Origin of the sequence: Rhodococcus sp. GXMU-t2271 (assembly GCF_041414735.1) — a bacterium.
Classification (GTDB): domain Bacteria; phylum Actinomycetota; class Actinomycetes; order Mycobacteriales; family Mycobacteriaceae; genus Rhodococcus; species Rhodococcus indonesiensis.
This window is the reverse complement of record NZ_JAUIZP010000055.1, coordinates 56,497-72,650: the sequence shown is the minus strand read 5'-3', so window position 1 is coordinate 72,650 and position 16,154 is coordinate 56,497. Positions and strand designations below refer to the sequence as shown.

16 protein-coding genes are annotated in these 16,154 nt (G+C 71.0%); 8 read left to right on the top strand and 8 right to left on the bottom strand.

The annotated features are described in order from the left end of the window. Positions 1 to 82 precede the first annotated feature (82 nt). From QYS60_RS20010 to QYS60_RS19995, 4 genes are all read right to left on the bottom strand, one after another. A complete protein-coding gene (locus QYS60_RS20010) occupies positions 83 to 763 on the bottom strand; it encodes a DedA family protein (RefSeq protein ID WP_371384041.1) in 681 nt (226 codons plus the stop codon). A gap of 57 nt (positions 764 to 820) precedes the next feature. Continuing rightward, positions 821 to 1,969 (bottom strand): serine hydrolase domain-containing protein, encoded by a 1,149-nt coding sequence (locus QYS60_RS20005; protein ID WP_371384039.1) that lies wholly within the window; start codon positions 1,967 to 1,969, stop codon positions 821 to 823. Between the two features lie 108 nt (positions 1,970 to 2,077). Continuing rightward, positions 2,078 to 2,212 carry a hypothetical protein gene (locus tag QYS60_RS20000; protein WP_268744384.1) on the bottom strand — a complete coding sequence of 45 codons (135 nt, stop codon included), beginning with the start codon at positions 2,210 to 2,212 and terminating at the stop codon, positions 2,078 to 2,080. A gap of 31 nt (positions 2,213 to 2,243) precedes the next feature. Beyond that, on the bottom strand, positions 2,244 to 2,663 hold the full coding sequence (locus QYS60_RS19995) for a DUF5994 family protein (RefSeq protein WP_289380997.1): 420 nt from the start codon (positions 2,661 to 2,663) through the stop codon (positions 2,244 to 2,246). 189 nt (positions 2,664 to 2,852) lie between these two features. Here QYS60_RS19995 and ppk2 point away from each other — a divergent pair, with 189 nt between their 5' ends. From ppk2 to QYS60_RS19980, 3 genes are all read left to right on the top strand, one after another. Further along, a complete protein-coding gene (gene ppk2, locus QYS60_RS19990; protein WP_371384036.1) occupies positions 2,853 to 3,800 on the top strand; it encodes a polyphosphate kinase 2 in 948 nt (315 codons plus the stop codon). 135 nt (positions 3,801 to 3,935) lie between these two features. After that, positions 3,936 to 4,106, top strand: a complete 171-nt coding sequence (locus tag QYS60_RS19985; RefSeq protein ID WP_371384034.1) for a hypothetical protein — start codon at positions 3,936 to 3,938, stop codon at positions 4,104 to 4,106. A gap of 33 nt (positions 4,107 to 4,139) precedes the next feature. Beyond that, a complete protein-coding gene (locus QYS60_RS19980) occupies positions 4,140 to 4,829 on the top strand; it encodes an alpha/beta fold hydrolase (protein WP_371384032.1) in 690 nt (229 codons plus the stop codon). Between the two features lie 11 nt (positions 4,830 to 4,840). Here QYS60_RS19980 and QYS60_RS19975 read toward each other — a convergent pair whose 3' ends face one another. Next, positions 4,841 to 6,928: an elongation factor G-like protein EF-G2 gene (locus QYS60_RS19975; RefSeq protein ID WP_371384031.1), complete on the bottom strand. Its 2,088-nt coding sequence runs from the start codon at positions 6,926 to 6,928 to the stop codon at positions 4,841 to 4,843. Between the two features lie 149 nt (positions 6,929 to 7,077). On the opposite strand from QYS60_RS19975, the gene QYS60_RS19970 reads away from it, so the two are divergent. The 3 genes from QYS60_RS19970 (at position 7,078) to QYS60_RS19960 (ending at position 10,229) form a co-directional block, all read left to right on the top strand. Next, positions 7,078 to 8,151, top strand: a complete 1,074-nt coding sequence (locus tag QYS60_RS19970) for an alpha/beta hydrolase (protein ID WP_371384030.1) — start codon at positions 7,078 to 7,080, stop codon at positions 8,149 to 8,151. Positions 8,152 to 8,247: 96 nt separating this feature from the next. Further along, entirely contained in the window at positions 8,248 to 9,672 is a 1,425-nt protein-coding gene (locus QYS60_RS19965) for an aldehyde dehydrogenase family protein (protein WP_054374726.1), read from the top strand. 89 nt (positions 9,673 to 9,761) lie between these two features. After that, positions 9,762 to 10,229: a hypothetical protein gene (locus QYS60_RS19960; protein WP_289381223.1), complete on the top strand. Its 468-nt coding sequence runs from the start codon at positions 9,762 to 9,764 to the stop codon at positions 10,227 to 10,229. 85 nt (positions 10,230 to 10,314) lie between these two features. On the opposite strand, the gene QYS60_RS19955 is transcribed toward QYS60_RS19960, so the two are convergent. Continuing rightward, positions 10,315 to 10,611 (bottom strand): chorismate mutase, encoded by a 297-nt coding sequence (locus QYS60_RS19955; protein WP_003935148.1) that lies wholly within the window; start codon positions 10,609 to 10,611, stop codon positions 10,315 to 10,317. A gap of 372 nt (positions 10,612 to 10,983) precedes the next feature. Here QYS60_RS19955 and QYS60_RS19950 point away from each other — a divergent pair, with 372 nt between their 5' ends. Beyond that, positions 10,984 to 11,835: a hypothetical protein gene (locus QYS60_RS19950; RefSeq protein ID WP_371384028.1), complete on the top strand. Its 852-nt coding sequence runs from the start codon at positions 10,984 to 10,986 to the stop codon at positions 11,833 to 11,835. 114 nt (positions 11,836 to 11,949) lie between these two features. Further along, a complete protein-coding gene (locus QYS60_RS19945) occupies positions 11,950 to 13,134 on the top strand; it encodes an acetyl-CoA C-acyltransferase (protein WP_371384027.1) in 1,185 nt (394 codons plus the stop codon). 63 nt (positions 13,135 to 13,197) lie between these two features. Here the strand turns inward: QYS60_RS19945 and QYS60_RS19940 are convergent, their stop codons facing one another. Both QYS60_RS19940 and QYS60_RS19935 read right to left on the bottom strand, forming a co-directional pair. Next, complete coding sequence (locus QYS60_RS19940; RefSeq protein ID WP_371384026.1) at positions 13,198 to 14,754, bottom strand: long-chain-fatty-acid--CoA ligase; 1,557 nt, start codon at positions 14,752 to 14,754, stop codon at positions 13,198 to 13,200. Between the two features lie 116 nt (positions 14,755 to 14,870). Beyond that, positions 14,871 to 16,145 (bottom strand): hypothetical protein, encoded by a 1,275-nt coding sequence (locus tag QYS60_RS19935; protein ID WP_371384025.1) that lies wholly within the window; start codon positions 16,143 to 16,145, stop codon positions 14,871 to 14,873. Positions 16,146 to 16,154 lie beyond the last annotated feature (9 nt).

Below are 16,154 nucleotides of genomic sequence, written 5' to 3'. Positions count from 1 at the left end.
GCTTGCACCCGTTGTCGTGTCCTTGCATCCGTTTCGTCGCACCGGAACGGGTGCAAGCCGACGGGAACGGGTGCAAGGTCGGCTAGTTCGCGTCGCTCTGCGCGCGGCGCTTGCGCACCCGCTTGACCACCGCGTACCCGGCGACGAGCACGACGGCGCCGATCACGAGGTTCTGGAACGTGGAGGCGTACGGCTCGACGCGGGACCAGTTCGCGCCCAGCCCGTAGCCGGCGAAGACGAAGATGCTGTTCCAGATGAGGCTGCCCGCGGTGGTGAAGAGGACGAATCGCCACGCGGGCATGCGGGTGACGCCCGCGGGGATGGAGATCAGGCTGCGGAACAGCGGGACCATGCGGCCGAAGAACACGGCCTTGCCGCCGTGTCGTTCGAACCAGGCGGTGGTGCGGTCGAGGTCGTCGACGTCGACGAGGGGAAGCCGGTCGACGATCCGGCGGATCCGGTCGGGGCCGATGCCGCGTCCGGCCGCGTAGAGCCCCAAAGCGCCGACGAGCGAGCCGAGGGTGGTCCAGAACAGGGCGCCGAAGAGGGTGAAGCTGCCGAGGCTCGCGGCGAACCCGGCGAGCGGCAGGATGACCTCACTGGGCAGCGGCGGGAAGAAGTTCTCCAGCGCGATCGCGATCCCCGCGCCGACGCCGCCGAGCCGGTCCATCAGGGACAGCGCCCAGCCGGCGATGCCGTCGGTGGGGGCGGCGGCGTCGGCAGGTATGGCAGCGAGGAGTGGGGCAGTCACCTGAACCACCATAACGACCGATCACGCCGGATCCGGGCCGACGTGAGGGCCGCCACGGCCGTCGTGCGGTCAGGATCCGGCGAGCGCGGCCTGCAGTTTCTGCACCACGGCGGGCGCCGGGTTCTGGTTCTGGGCGTTCGGGATGTCGCTGTTGACCGCGACGAGGATGATGTCGCGCGTGTCCTGGTTGTAGCCGAAGTAGGTGTTGAAGCCGGGCAGCTCACCGGTGTGGCTGAGCCAGCCGTCGGCGTCCCCGAGTCCGAGCCCGTACGCCGCGGTCGCGGTGTTGGGCGGCAGCCCGTACAGGAACGACGACATCCGCACGTCCTGGGTCTGCTGGTCGTAGAGTCCCTCGCCGGTGCCGATGGCCTTCGCCCAGATCTGCAGGTCGTCGAGGGTGGAGATCATCGCCCCGGCCGCCCAGGCCCACGACGGGTCCCAGTTGGTGGCGTCGGTGGTCTGCCCCTCCGGCTGTCCCTGTTCGGTGATCCCGTCGAGGTGGGGGGAGGGGATGTCGGCGTTGTCGGGGAACGAGGTCTCGCTCATGCCGATGGGCTCGGTGATCCGCTCGGTGATGTAGTCACCCAGGCTCTGCCCGCTGACCTGCTCGACGACGAGTCCGAGGGCGATGAGATTGGAGTTGGAGTACTCCCATTTCTCGCCGGGTGCGAAGTTCGGCGGGTCGCCGCGCACGATGTCGAGCAGCTGTTCCGGAGTCCAGGGCTTGGTCGGGTCGCCGAACAGCTGGTTCTGGAAGTTCTCGTCGAAGGTGTAGCTGGGGATGCCGCTGGTCATGTCGGCGAGCTGGCGCAGGGTGGCGGTGTCACCGTTGGGCAGGCCCGGCACGTACTTGCCGATGGGATCGTCGAGGGAGAGCTTGCCGTCCTGCATCAGCTGGAGGATCGCGGTGACGGTGAACGTCTTGGTGATGCTGCCGATGCGGGTGTGGTCGGCGGCGGTCGGTGGCTCGGTCGAGTCCGGCCCGGCCGTCCCGGAGCTGCCGGTCCATTCGTAGTCGGCGGTGATCACCCGCGCGACCACCCCGGGGAACTTGAAGTCGTCGCGCACGTCGTCGAGCGCGGCCTGGAACTGCTCGGCCTGGGCCGCGTCGGGGGCGCGCGTGGTGGTCGTCGCGGAGTCCTCGGTGCCGCTGTCGGAGCCGCAGGCTGCGGCCGCCAGAACGAAGGTGGTCATCGCAAGGATCGACAGCCGGCGCATGGCGTCTCCAGAGTTCGGGGGATTTCTCCGGATTTCAGTGTGACGCCTGCACCGGGGTCCTGCGCTGGATTCGATCATGTTCCCCCGCCGGGGCGGGGGATACGCCGGTCAGTTGGGGGAGGAGAAGAGACCGGAATAGTCGTGCGGGCCCTGGCTGCGGGGCAGCGCATCGACGTCGGTGGTGCGGTCCCGGTCGGTGGGCTCGCCCGGTTGGAGGAAGATCGGATAGTCGTGGTGGTGCATGGTGTCCTTTTCTGCAGAGCGGAGGGGGAGGTCAGCGGGTGCCGCGGCGGTAGTCGCCGCGCCCGTCGGCGACGAAGCGCATGATCTCGTAGGCCCGGTCCGGATTCGTGTGGGGTGCGATGATCGCCAGGACCATCCGCGCCCCGTTCTCCCCGTACACGTACATCATCTTCGACGGCTGGTCGGGGAGCGGCCCGGTGACCGCGATGCCGTCGAACTCGTCGATGCGGCGCTGGGCGGAGCTGAGGGCATTCCATTCGAAGGAGATGCGGGCGACGGCGCCGAGCCTGGGGGTGAGCGCCGCAACCAGGTCGTGGAGTTCGACGGTGACGTTGCTGGTCCAGGGAAACCAGGCGCCGTCGACGGAGGACTCGGGCGCTCCCGCCGGTCGCAGCAGCAGCCGCGGGGTGCGGGTGGGCTGAGGAAACGGTTGCAGTCGTGTGCGCGTCATGGACGCTCCTAGATCGGCCGCGAATCGGCCGGAAAGATGTTCCAATCGGGGCCCATCGGGCAGGAGGCTCGATGCGAGTCGACCCGCGATACCCGAAGCCTACAGGTCGGTCGGATATCGGGCGAACGCGGCGGAATCCCCGCACCCGATCGAACCGCGCCGTGCCGGTGGCGGCGGTAACCTCACGGAGTGGACGAGTTGAACGAGAAGGGCGAACCGTTCGAACTCGCGTCGGACGGTCAGGTCGACGTCACCCCGGAGATCGACGAGATCGGCGAGTTGCTGCGAAAGTCCGGCCGCAAGAATCGGCTCGCCGACGTCGACGAGCCGTGGCGGAACGGGTATCCGTACGACACGAAAATGACGCGGCGGCAGTACGAGGCCCGCAAACGCAAGCTGCAGATCGAGCTGCTCAAGCTGCAGGCCTGGGTCAAGGAGCACAACGAGAAGATCGTCGTCATCTTCGAGGGCCGCGACGCGGCCGGCAAGGGCGGGGCGATCAAGCGGTTCACCGAACATCTCAATCCCCGCGGGGCGCGGGTGATGGCGCTCGAGAAGCCGACCGAGCGGGAACGCACGCAGTGGTATTTCCAGCGCTACGTCGAACACCTGCCGGCGGGTGGGGAGATCGTGCTGATGGACCGGTCCTGGTACAACCGGGCCGGTGTCGAACGGGTGATGGGCTACTGCACCCCGAACGAGTACCGCGAATTCACGCGCTCCGCACCGGAATTCGAGCGGATGCTGGTGCAGTCCGGGATCCACCTGGTCAAGTTCTGGTTCTCGGTGGGCCGCGAGGAGCAGCACGCGCGGTTCGTCGCGCGCAGCACCGACCCGGTCAAGCAGTGGAAGCTCTCGCCGACGGACCTCGCGAGCCTCGACAAGTGGGACGCGTACACGGAGGCGAAGGAGGCGATGCTGTTCTACACCGACACCCCGCACGCCCCGTGGACCATCGTCAAGGCGAACGACAAGAAGCGTTCGCGGATCGAGGCGATGAAGTGGGTGCTGCACCGCTTCGACTACACCGGCAAGAATCCGCGCGTGGTCGGCACCCCCGATGCCCAGATCATCGGCTCGCCCGAGACGGTCTACGACGAGGGGGAGCGCCCCTCGGAGACCTTCCCGAAGGTGTGATGTGCGCCCGGTGCGCGGTTTCGGGGCGCGGGCGACCGGGTAATGCGGGAGGGCTGCACCGACCGAGGTCGGCCGACATCGAAAGGACGTCACACCGTGGGAAGTCCGGAACAGCGCGATGACCGAGAAGAGCCCGTGGAGGCCACCGACCGTCCCGCCCCGGTCACCGGGGAGGACCTGGAGAACCTGGTGGACGACATGGAGAAGCGGGTCGAGAGCGAACGCGAGGAGGAGGGCGTCGAGGGCAGCATCTCGGACCGTGAGCAGCAGCGTCCGATCGAGACCGGCGACGAGGCGCCGGACTGACCGGCCCTTCTCGTGACAGATCGGCCGCCGACGATGCCCGGTGCCACGACCCGCACCTTCGTCCTGTTGCCGGGGGCGGGGTCGGACTCGTGGTACTGGCACCGGGTGGTGCCGCTGCTGCGCGGGCACGAGGTCGTGCCGGTCGACCTGCCGTACACCGATCCCGGCGCCGACCAGTACGCGTACGCGGACGTCGTGGTGGCGGCCTGCCGTGACCTCGCGCGCCCACCGACCCTGGTGGCGCAGTCGATGTCCGCGTTCACCGCGGCGATTGTCGCCGAGCGGATGCCGGTCCACGCGCTGGTCCTGGTGGCGCCGATGATCCCGGCGCCGGGCGAGTCGCCGGGACAGTGGTGGTCGGCGGTGGGCCAGGCCGAGGCGAAGCGCGCCCAGGACGTCGCCGACGGCCGTGACCCGGATGCGCCGCTGGATCCGCGCGCGCTGTTCTTCCACGACGTGCCCGCCGACGTCGTCGACGAGGCGTTCGCGCACGAGCAGCCGGACATGGCGGAGTCGGCCTTCGAGCCGGCGTGGCGGGCGCGGCGGTGGCCGGACGTGCCGGTGCGGGTGATCGCGGGCCGGCACGACCGGTTGTTTCCGCTGCCGCTGATCGAGCGGCTCGCGCGCGAGCGGCTGGGGGTGGAGGTCGAGGTGATCGACACCGGGCACCTGCCCGCGCTGGCCCGTCCCGCGGAACTGGCGGCACTGCTGCTGCGAGAATGATCCGCCCGACGTCAGCGATTTCCGTTGCGGGACTTGCCGTTCGACGGGGGCTCGTGCTGCCCGCCGGTGAACTGCGCCGCCGCCGCGGCCGGCATGGGCTCGTAGCGCAGGTGCATCCGGGAGAACTCCGCGGTGCCCTGCGTGAGCGACCGCAGATCCACCGGGTAGCGGGCGAGTTCGAGTTCGGGGACCTCCGCGCGCAGCAGGGTGCGGCCCGGCTCGGCGCTCTCGGTGCCCAGGACCCGGCCGCGCCGGGCGGACAGGTCGCCGAGGACGGCGCCGAGGTACTCCTCGGGCAGGATCACCCGCACCGCGGCGACGGGTTCGAGCAGCGTGACCTCGGTGTGCGTGGCGGCGTCGCGCAGGGCCAGCCCGGCCGCGGTCTGGAACGCGGCGTCGGAGGAGTCCACCGAGTGCGCCTTGCCGTCGACGAGGGTGACGCGGACGTCGATGAGCGGGTTCCCGGTGGCCACCCCCTTGGCGGCCTGCGCCCGCACGCCCTTCTCCACGGACGGGAAGAACTGCCTGGGCACGGCGCCGCCGACGACGCGTTCGGCGAATTCGATGCCGCCGCCGAGCGGCAACGGTTCGACCTCGACGTCGCACACCGCGTACTGGCCGTGGCCGCCGGACTGTTTGACGAGCCGGCCGTGGCCCTTGGCCGGTGCGGCGAACGTCTCGCGCAGCGCCACCCGGTACGGGACGGCGTCGACGTGCACGCCGTGGCGGGTGCGCAGCCGGTCGAGGACGACCTCGGCGTGGGCCTCGCCCGTGCACCACAGCACCAACTGGTGGGTGTCGGGGTTCTGTTCGAGGCGCAGGGCCGGGTCCTCGGCGGTCAGCCGGGCGAGGGCCTGGGAGAGCTTGTCGTCGTCGCTGCGGGTGTGGGCCTCGACGGCCACCGGCAGCAGCGGCTCGGGTAGCGGCCAGCGGTCCAGCAGGGTCGACGCCCCCGCGTCGGAGAGGGTGTCGCCCGGCTGGGCGGTGAGGAGCTTGGCGATGCACACGAGATCGCCGGCGACGGCCTCGGGCACCGGGCGCTGTTGCCGGCCGAACGGGCTGGTGAGGGTCGCGACGCGTTCGGTGGTGTCGTCGCCGGCGGAGCCGGCCAGCCGGATCGTCGTGTCGGGCCGCAGGGTTCCGGAGTACACCCGCACGAGGCTGATGCGCCCGACGTAGGCGTCCCCGGCGACGCGGATCACCTGCGCCGCCAGCGGTGCCTCGGGGTCGGCGGCGGGCGCGGGCGGGCGACGGTGGGTGGGGTCGGGGAAGGCCATCGCCACGAGGTCGAGGAGCTCGGCGGCGCCCACCCCGTAGTCGGTGGTGGCGAGCGCGGGATGCAGTGCGCAGTCGACGATCTCGTGCCGCAATCCCTCGTCGAGGGATTCGGTGTCGAGGGTTTCACCCGCGAGGTATCGCTCCATGAGGGTGTCGTCCTGGCCGGAGATGGCCTCGACGAGGCTCTCGCGTGCGGCGCCGGTGTCCGGGACGGCGGCGGGATTGCCGTAGCCGCGGCCGGTGAGCAGATCGATCGAGCCGCAGGGGCGGCCGCCGTCGAAGACCGGCACGTAGACCGGCCGCAGGGTGTCCGGACCGAGGTCGAACGCGTCGTGGCACGCGGTGAGCATGTCGTCGAAGCCGGTGCGGGCGACGTCGAGCTTGGAGACGACGATGGCGCGGGGGATCGCGGTCTCGGCGCACTCGCGCCACAGGGTGCGGGTGGCGGCGGAGATGGGATCGGTTGCGGAGACCACGAATACGGCCGCGTCGGCGGCGTGCAGACCCGCGCGGACCTCGGCGTCGAAGTCCGGGTGCCCGGGGGTGTCGATGATGTTGATCTTCACCCCGTTCCACTCGAGCGGCAGCACGGCCAGCTGCACCGAGCGACGGTGCTGCTGTTCGATCGCCTCGTAGTCGGAGACGGTGGTGCCGTCGGCGGTCCGGCCGGCGCGGCCCACGGCGCCCGCGGCCAGGGCCAGGGATTCGGCGAGGGTGGTCTTGCCGACCCCGCTGCAGCCGACGAGGACGACGTTGCGGAGCTGTGCGGGGCGCTCGACGGCGGGCGCCCGTTCGGTGCGTGCGGCAGAGCGGTCGGGCATCGGCGACTCCTCCCGTGGCCTGTGCCCAAGTGTAGGAGGCGCCTCCGCCGCCGTGGCGTCTTTCGGGCACGCCGACGGTCCGGGAAAGACGCCACGGGGACGACTCGTCCGCTACTCTCAACCTGAACTTGAGGTTTAGGGAGGTCCTCGTGGTGGTTGCCCGGCGCCCGGCACTCGTCCGCCTGCTCACGACCGGGACGGCGCTCGCCGCCGTCACCGTGCTGGGAGCGGGAGCCGCCGTCGCGGCACCCGACACCGGGTCGAACTCCGGCTCCTCGGTGCCGGCCGCCTTCCAGGAGGACCCCGGCCCGCTGCCCGAGCTGCGCGAGATCGAGACCGCGGCCATCGTGGGGGAGACCCCGATCGCCGAACGCGCGGTGCGGCTGACGGTCGCAAGCCCCGCGCTGCGTCGCGACGTGGGCGTCGAGATCCTGCTCCCCGCCGACAACTCCGTCCCGCGGCCCACCCTGTTCCTGCTCGACGGGGTCAGCGCCCGCAACCACACGAGCGGCTGGATGAACATCGGCGGCGCCCCCGCCTTCTTCGCCGACAAGAACGTCAACGTCGTCATGCCCAACGGTGGTCGCGGCAGCCTCTACAGCGACTGGCTGCAGTCCGATCCCAAGCTCGGGCTCAACAAGTGGGAAACCTTCCTCACCCAGGAACTTCCGCCGCTGCTCGCCGCGCGGCTGAACAGCAACGGGGTCAGCGCGATCGCCGGGAACTCGATGGGCGGGCAGGCGGCCATGATGCTCGCCCACCGGCACCCCGAGCTGTATCGGGGCGTCGCCGCGTTCAGCGGCTGCTACTCGACGGGCGACCTGCTCGGCAGCGCCGTCGTGCAGACCAGCACCTCGTCGCAGGGCGGCGACGCCGTGAACATGTGGGGGCCGCCCGGCAGCCGGGAGTGGGCCGAGCACGACACCGTCGCGCACGCCGAGAACCTCGCCGGCAAGGAGCTGTACATGTCCGCCGCGACCGGCGTGCCGGGACCCCACGAGACACCCGACACCCCGGACCTCGCGCGCACCCTCGTCCTCGGCGGCATCCTCGAGGCCGGGTCGCGGATGTGCACCCAGCGGCTCGAGGAGCGTCTCGCGGCTCTGAAGATCCCCGTCACCGTCACCTACGAACCCGTCGGGGTGCACGCGTGGGGCTACTGGCGCGACCAGCTGCCCAAGGCGTGGCCGACCCTCCAGCGCGCCCTCGAGACCCAGCCCTGACGCGCCGCGGCGGGCCGGGCCGGCTTCCCGCGGTGCGTCGGGCACGCGTCGTACGCTGCCTGTGAAGCGCATCACTCAGGGGAGAAGGACCGACACATGAACAACGTGCTCGATCGCACGAAGATCTACATCGGCGGCGAATGGGTGGACTCCGACGGCACCGGCCGGATCGACGTGATCGCCCCGGCCACCGAGGACGTCATCGCCGTCGTCGCCGAAGGCACGGCGCAGGACGTCGACCGGGCCGTCCGCGCCGCGCGGGCGGCGTTCCCGGCGTGGTCGGCACTCAGCGGCGCCGAACGAGGCGCCCACCTCGGCAAGGTCGCGGCCCTCATGGCCGAGCGCATCGACGAACTCGCCGAACTGGTCTCCCGCGACATGGGCATGCCGGTGTCCCTGGCCAAGCCGGTCCAGATCGGCATGCCGCTGAAGAACATCACCCGCTACGCCGAACTCGCCGCGACCTACGACTTCGACGCCGGCGAGGTGGGCAACGCCCTGATCGTCCGCGAACCCATCGGCGTCGTCGGCGCCATCACCCCGTGGAACTACCCGCTGCACCAGGTGGTCCTGAAGGTCTTCGCGGCTCTCGCGGGCGGCTGCACCGTCGTGCTCAAGCCGACCGAGGTCGCGCCCCTGATCACCTACGCGCTCGTCGACCTCTGCCACGAGGCCGGGCTGCCGCCCGGCGTGTTCAACCTCGTCAGCGGCTACGGGCCCGTCGTCGGCGAGGCCATCGCCGCGCACCCCGACGTGGACATGGTGTCGTTCACCGGCTCCACCCGCGCGGGCAAGCGCGTCGCCGTGGTCGCCGCGGAGACGGTGAAGAAGGTCGCCCTCGAACTCGGCGGCAAGTCCGCCAACGTCATCCTCGACGACGCCGACCTGACCCGGGCCGTCACCGACGGTGTCGCCCAGTGCTTCCTGAACTCCGGGCAGACCTGCTCGGCACTGACCCGCATGCTCGTCCCGGCCGAGCGGATGAACGAGGTGGCGGCCCTCGCCGAACAGGTCGCGCGCGCCTACACCGTCGGGGATCCGACCGCGGCCGGCACCCGTCTCGGCCCGCTGGTCAACGCCAACCAGTTCAAGCGGGTGCGGTCCTACATCGACAAGGGCATCGAGGAGGGCGCCGAACTGGTCCTCGACGGCCGCGAAACCGGCCTCGGCACCGGCTACTTCGTCGGACCGACCGTGTTCGCGAACGTGACCGAGGACATGACGATCGCGCGCGAGGAGATCTTCGGGCCGGTGCTGTCGATCATCGGGTACCGCGACGAGGACGACGCCGTGCGCATCGCCAACGACAGCGACTACGGGCTCTCCGGCGGCGTCTGGTCCGCCGACCGCGCCCGCGCCGAGCGGGTCGCACGGCAGATGCGCACCGGGCAGGTCTACATCAACGGCGGCGCCTTCAACACCGACGCACCGTTCGGCGGCTACAAGCACTCCGGTGTCGGCCGCGAGGCGGGCGTCTTCGGCCTCGAAGAGTTCCTGGAGGTGAAGGCACTGCTGCGGTGACCGGCCCGTCACGTTCGGGCGCCACCGAACGATAGACGGAAAGACGGCATCGGTTTCCCCGGACCGGGAACGCGCGGAGGGAGCGGACGATGTACATCATGCCGCCGGACCCCAGTGGCGGGTCCACAGGCGACCCGAGTGGTCGTGGTCTGCGCGAGGTACTCGAAGGCCGGCTCCCGGACCTCGCCGCGTGCGCGCGGCTGCTGTCCGGCGGCTCCGAGCGGGCGGCTCCGGTCCTGGACCGGGCGCTGGCACGGGCGGTCGCGACCTGGCGCGGCCCGATCGGTCCGGAACTGTGCGCGTACGTCGTGTCGTGGTTCGTGTACCTGTTGCACGCCGAGAGCCGGGCACCCCGTCGTGCGGAGGGTTGCGGTGACGACGCCGTGCTGTTCTCGACGTTGCCGCCGGTCGAGCAGATCGCCCTCGTGCTCGGCGAGTTCGAGGAGCTGCCGCCGGCGGGCATCGCCGCCGTCGCCGGCCGCGCGCTCGCCGAGTTCGAGCTCGAGGCGCCGCGCGCGGCCTCGGTGCGGGAGGGTGTCCTGCACGCGCGGCGCTGAGGTGTTCCGGGCGCCGGTGTGCCGGCAGCTACGACGACGCGGCCCCCGCACCGATCGGTGCGGGGGCCGCGTGAAGTCGTGGGGCCTAGGACAGGCGGGTGCGTCCGAGCCGGAGCAGCGTCATCGCCAGGGTCTTGCCGTCGGCGCCGAGTTCGGCGAAACGGTCGAGGACCCCCATCTCGAGGTTCTGCGCCTGCCGAGCGTTCCCGGACTCCTTCGCAGCGATGCCCGCCCGGCGCGACAGCTCGCTCCGGCGCTCGATCGCCTCGAGAATCTGCGCATCGAGCTCCCCGATCTCGTCGAACAGTCGACCGAGGTCTTCCTGGGTCGAAACCACCTCGCGGGCGGACTCGAAGCCAGGCGAATCAAGCTGGACAGTCATGCAGATTCCTCCGGTCTCGTCTGGATCGTCGATGATTGTGTCGTTCCCGTCGGGGCCAGTGTTACTCATCCGTAGACAAGATTTTCGTGTCCCGCCGCCCGGGCTCGACGGCCACGAGATGAACACCTCTTGAACTGGGCTTTATGTCCGTCCTGTGGCGTATGTGGCAATGGTCACACCCCCGGCTGCGGGCCCGGATTCGGCCACCGGACGTAGGGTCGAAGGTCCCTTCGGCGGGCGACCGCGATCGCGGTGCGTGTCGTGCGCCACGATCGGTGGGCCCTGCGGTAGCGTTCCCCACCTACCGGCAACCGGTCGGGGCGGTGGGGTCCCGGCGCTTCCGGAAGGGGAACGCAGTGGGACGGGTGTTTCGTGCACGGCACCGATGAAGACGAGTCCGCCTCCGCGCCGCTGATCCGCCCGGAGGAGTGGCCGCCTGCCAAGGTCAATACCCGGGTCGCGGCCGCGATAACCTTGGCGGGCTTCGTGATCCTCGTCTCTCTGTGGCGGGCTTGGGATGCCGGTCACGCGGGAGCCTGGCCGGTGACCCGGTTCTTCCTCATCCTCTCCGGCCTGATGGCTCTCACCGCGCTCTTCGGATACGTGTTCTGGCGGCCGCGTCGCGGTGACCCGGAGATCCGTCTCGTCGAGGCTCGGGGTCGCGGGGCCACCGAGATCCGCGCGTCCGGCCCGGTCTTCCATCTGATGGGTGCCATGACGACGAGCGCGGCGTTGCTCTCGCTCGGCGCTGCCGTCGAGATCGTGCTGTTCGACCACGGCGTTCCGTGGGTGAGTGTGCTCCTCACGGCTTTCGGGCTGCCGTGCGCGGCGTTCGTCGTGGAGGTGCTGCGCGGCGGGATCCGTCGTGGGGCGCTGCTGCTGACACCGGACGGGATCCGGCAACGCGGCTGGACGATCGAGTCGTACCTGCCGTGGGTGTCGGTGGCGGGGGTGCACGCCGTCCATCACGGCTTCCCCGAGATCTGGGTGCTGGGGACGCCGGCCGCGGCGTGGGCGCGACGACGGACCAGCCGGCTGTTCCGCCTGGATCGGTTGCCCCCCGAAGCGGTGATCGAGATCGATTCCCGAAAGTTCGACTGCGACCCGGTGCTGCTGTACCGGGTGCTCGAGTTCTACGCGAACAATCCGCAGGCCCGTACGGAACTCGGGTCGGCCGCGGCGACCGAGCGCGTACATCGGCACGACCTCGACGACCCCGCCTGACACTGCCCGTCTTGCGCCCCAGTGCCGCCCGACTGTGTTGCGGCTCACTACTCCGGTATCGTCGACAGCAAGATATGGCACTCGGTGCCGTTCCTGCGAGAGATGGGACGTGAGATGAGCACTGCGGAACGGATCGTCATCGTCGACGGTGCGCGCACCCCGGTCGGTAGCTTCGGCGGCGCGTTCAAGGACGTGCCGGCCCACGAACTCGGCGCGACCGCCGCCAAGGCGGCCCTCGAGCGCGCCGGGGTCGCACCCGGGGACATCGACGAGGTCGTCATGGGCTGCATCGGGCAGGTCGGCCCCGACGCCTACAACGCCCGCCGCGTCGCCCTCGCCGCCGGGCTGCCGGTGGCGACCCCCGCGTACACCGTCAACCGGCTGTGCGGCTCGGGCCTGCAGGCGATTTGGTCGGCGGCGATGCAGATGCGCTGGGGCGGGGTCGATCTGGCCCTGGCCGGCGGCGACGAGAACATGTCCCGCATGCCGTTCTACGACTTCGGCGCCCGCTCCGGCTACAAGCTCGGCGACCGCATCCTCGTCGACGGCACCGTCGGCATGCTCACCGACCCGTTCCACGGCATCCACATGGGCGTCACCGCCGAGAACGTCGCCCGCGAGTACGGCATCGACCGCGCCGCGCAGGACGAGTTCGCCGCCGAGTCGCAGCGCCGCGCCGCCACCGACGCCGCCCGCGCCGCGTTCGCCGAGGAGATCACCCCCGTCGAGATCGGCGGCCGCAAGCCCACTGTGGTGACCACCGACGAGCATCCCAAGCCCGACACCACCGTCGAGACCCTGGCGAAGCTGCGCCCGGCCTTCGTCAAGGACGGCACCGTCACCGCCGGCAACGCCTCCGGCATCAACGACGGCGCCGGCGTCGTCGTGCTCGCCCGCGAATCCGTCGCCCGCGAGCGGGGCCTGGGTGGGCTCGCGGTGCTCGAGTCCGTCGCCACCGCCGCGCTCGAACCGGAGCTGATGGGCTACGCGCCGGTGCTCGCCCTGCAGAAGCTGTTCGAGCAGACCGGCACCACCCCGGCCGACATCGACACCGTCGAGCTCAACGAGGCGTTCGCCTCGCAGGCCGTCGCGGTGCTCCGCGACGCCAAGCTCGACCCGGCCCGCACCAACCCGTACGGCGGAGCGATCGCCCTCGGCCACCCCGTCGGCGCCACCGGCGGCATCCTGACCCTGAGGGTGGCCAAGGACCTGGTGCGCCGCGACCTCGAGCTCGGCATCGTCACCATGTGCATCGGCGGCGGCCAGGCCCTCGCCGCCCTGATCCGCCGCATCCGCTGACCCGAGCCGCTCCGCGACCGGTGTGTCCTTTGGGCTGCCCCGGCAGCCCAAAGGACACACCGCTCACAGATTGCGGTCGTGCCCGGCCCAGTACGGGGCGCGCAGGGAGCGCTTGAGGATCTTGCCGGTGGGGTTGCGCGGGAGCATGTCGACGATGTCGATGCTCGACGGGCACTTGAAGTGCGCGAGGTGCCGGCGGGTGTAGTCGACGAGTTCCTGCTCGTCGGCCTTCTGGTCCGGGGCGAGCACCACCACCGCCTTGACCGTCTCGCCCCACTTCTCGTCCGGGACGCCGATGACGGCGACCTCGGCCACGGCCGGATGCTCGACGAGGACCCGCTCGACCTCGGGGCAGTACACGTTCTCACCGCCGGTGATGATCATGTCCTTGAGGCGGTCCTCGATGAACACGAACCCGCCGTCGTCGACCCGGCCCATGTCGCCGCTGCGCAACCACCCGTCGGGAGTGATCGTTTCGGCCGTCGCATCGGGCCGGTTCCAGTAGCCGGGTGTGGTCTGCGCCGAGCGCCACCACAATTCGCCGATCCCGCCCGGCGCCACGTCCTCGAGCGTGGCCGGGTCGACGACGCGCATCTCCACGCCGGGGATCGGGGTGCCCGCCGACGCCATCCGCCGTTCCTGCGCCGGGTCGCGGTGCACGTCCGGCAGCAGCGCGGTGATCACCCCGGCGAGTTCGGTCATGCCGTACACCTGGACGAACTCGGTCTCCGGCCACGCGGCGAGCGCGCCCCGCAGCAGCGGCAGCGGCATCGGCGCGGCACCGTAGGTGATGCGCTTGAGCCGGGCGAAGGCGCCGATCGCCTGCTCGCCGGCGGCGAGGACGGCCGCGATCACCGGGGGCACCAGGAATGCGATGTTCGCTCCCGCCGCAAGACCCCCGAACAGGGAGGGCGCGTCCGCCTCGCGGGTGAACACGCAGCGGCGGCCGTCGTGGATACCCATGATCGCGTAGCAGGTGCCGCCCACGTGGAACAGCGGCATCGCCACGAGCAGGCAGTCGCCGTCGGTGAACGGCAGCACCGCGAGCACGTCCTCGGAGTGCGCGAACAGGTTGCGGTGCGTCAGCTGCACGCCCTTGGGCCGGCCGGTGGTGCCGGAGCTGTAGAGCAGCAGCGCGGTGGTCTCCGCCGCGATCTCGGGCAGGGTCGCCGGCGCGGCGGCCGCGAGCCACGGCTCGAACTCGTCGTTGTCCCCACCGACGACGACGATCTTCGCCACCGCGGACAGCCGCGGCCGCAGCGACTCGATCTCTTGCGCGAATTCCGCTCCCACGAACAGGATTCGGGCCTGCGAGTCGTTGATCACGTAGTCGAGTTCGTCGCCGGCGAGCCGGAAGTTCGGGATCGCGTTGGCCGCGCCGAGCGCGGAGGCGGCGTAGGTGACCTCGAGACAGGCGAGGTTGTTCTTGTCGACGAACGCGACGGTGTCACCCTGCCCGATGCCCTCGGCGGCGAGAGCGCCGGCGAGGTGGAGCAGTCGCTCGTGCCACTGCGCCCAGGTGTGGGTGCGGTCGAGGTACTGCACCGCGACCTCGTCCGGCTTGGTCTGGGCCCAGTGCGCGACGCGGTCGAGGATGACGGACGGAGCGGGGACGGACATACGGGGGCCTCCTGGAAGAACAGCGGCCCGCCCTGTGGCGGGTGTCACACAGGCTATTGCCGGGGCGGCGCGGCGTCTCGGAATCGGACGTATCGCCGCGGCGACCGCCGGGGCCCTCACTGTCCGGGCAGACAGGCCGCGACGCCCCCGGCCTCGAAGGTGGAGCTCTCGCAATAGGCCGCCCGCGGGTAGTAGGGCCCCATCGTGGCGGCCGGGTCGCCGCCCTGTGCCGCCTGCACCGACTGCGGCAGGAACGCGTCGGACGGCAGCATGTTCCGGTAGAGCAGGGTCTTCTTCGGGACCTCGGTCGAGCCCCACGGCAGGACCGTCACCGTCGGATCTGCCGTGGCGCGGGCGGGCACGTCCTCGGGCGCGGCGACGACGTAGGTGAACCAGCCCTCCGCGTCGACGGCAGTCTCGAAGTCGGCCGCGCACGCAACGACCGGGTACGGGGTGACCTGGTCGTTCTGGCACATCGACCAGTACCGCACCTGACGGCCCGGTGCGGTGACCGGTTCGCCGGCGCGGGTGTCGGGGAACGTGGGGGCCTGGCCGCGCACGACGACGAGCCGGCCCGGCTGGTACGTCAGGACGGCGCCGATGTACTTGTTGTCGCCGTTGGGGAACAGCCCGGAGGTGGTGGCGGGACTGACGAAGGTGGCCTCGGGATTGTCCCCGGGGAAGGCGCCCGATGCGGCGCCCTCGACGATGCGGTCGACGGCCGCCTCGGCGGCGCGCTCGACCGGTCCGCTGCCGTAGTCGGCCGGGTCGAAGTCGGAGGTGCACGTGGGTACCGGCGTGGCGCGTCCACCCTGGTGCAGGGTCACGTCCGGGAGGGGAACCCCGCCGGTCGCGGACGCCGGATCGTCGGGCACGTAGACCCGGATGATGAGGAATCCGGCCGGTGCGCTGGGGGATCCGGTGGGGAGCGCGGCGATCTCGTTGCGGGCGTGGTCGGCCGGACCGGTGACGACGGTCGCGCTCCAGCGCCGGGCCGACGCGGGCAGCGTCTCGGCGGCCGCGTCCGCGAACGGATTGCCGCTGCCCGGGTCGGGTGCGATCTGCGCGTCGCGCAGGGTGTCGACGGTGTCGAAGTTGGTTCCGTAGGTGTTGAGCGAGAAGTACCGGGCCGCCGGGTAGGTGCCGTGCAGTTCGATGCTGTCGCCCGGGGCCAGCGCGTACGGCAGCACCCAGTAGGTCGCATTGCCGTCGGGGAACGCGACGTCCAGCACGGTCGAATCGGACCGGAACTGCCACGCGCACGACCCGACGGGTTGCTGCGCCGTGGCCGTCGCGGGCGTCGCCAGGGCGTGCGCTGCCGCGAGCAGGCCGACGAGCACGGTGGTCACGCGACGGCCGCGTCCGGCCGTCGAAGGAGCGCGTACGGCCATGGGAACTCC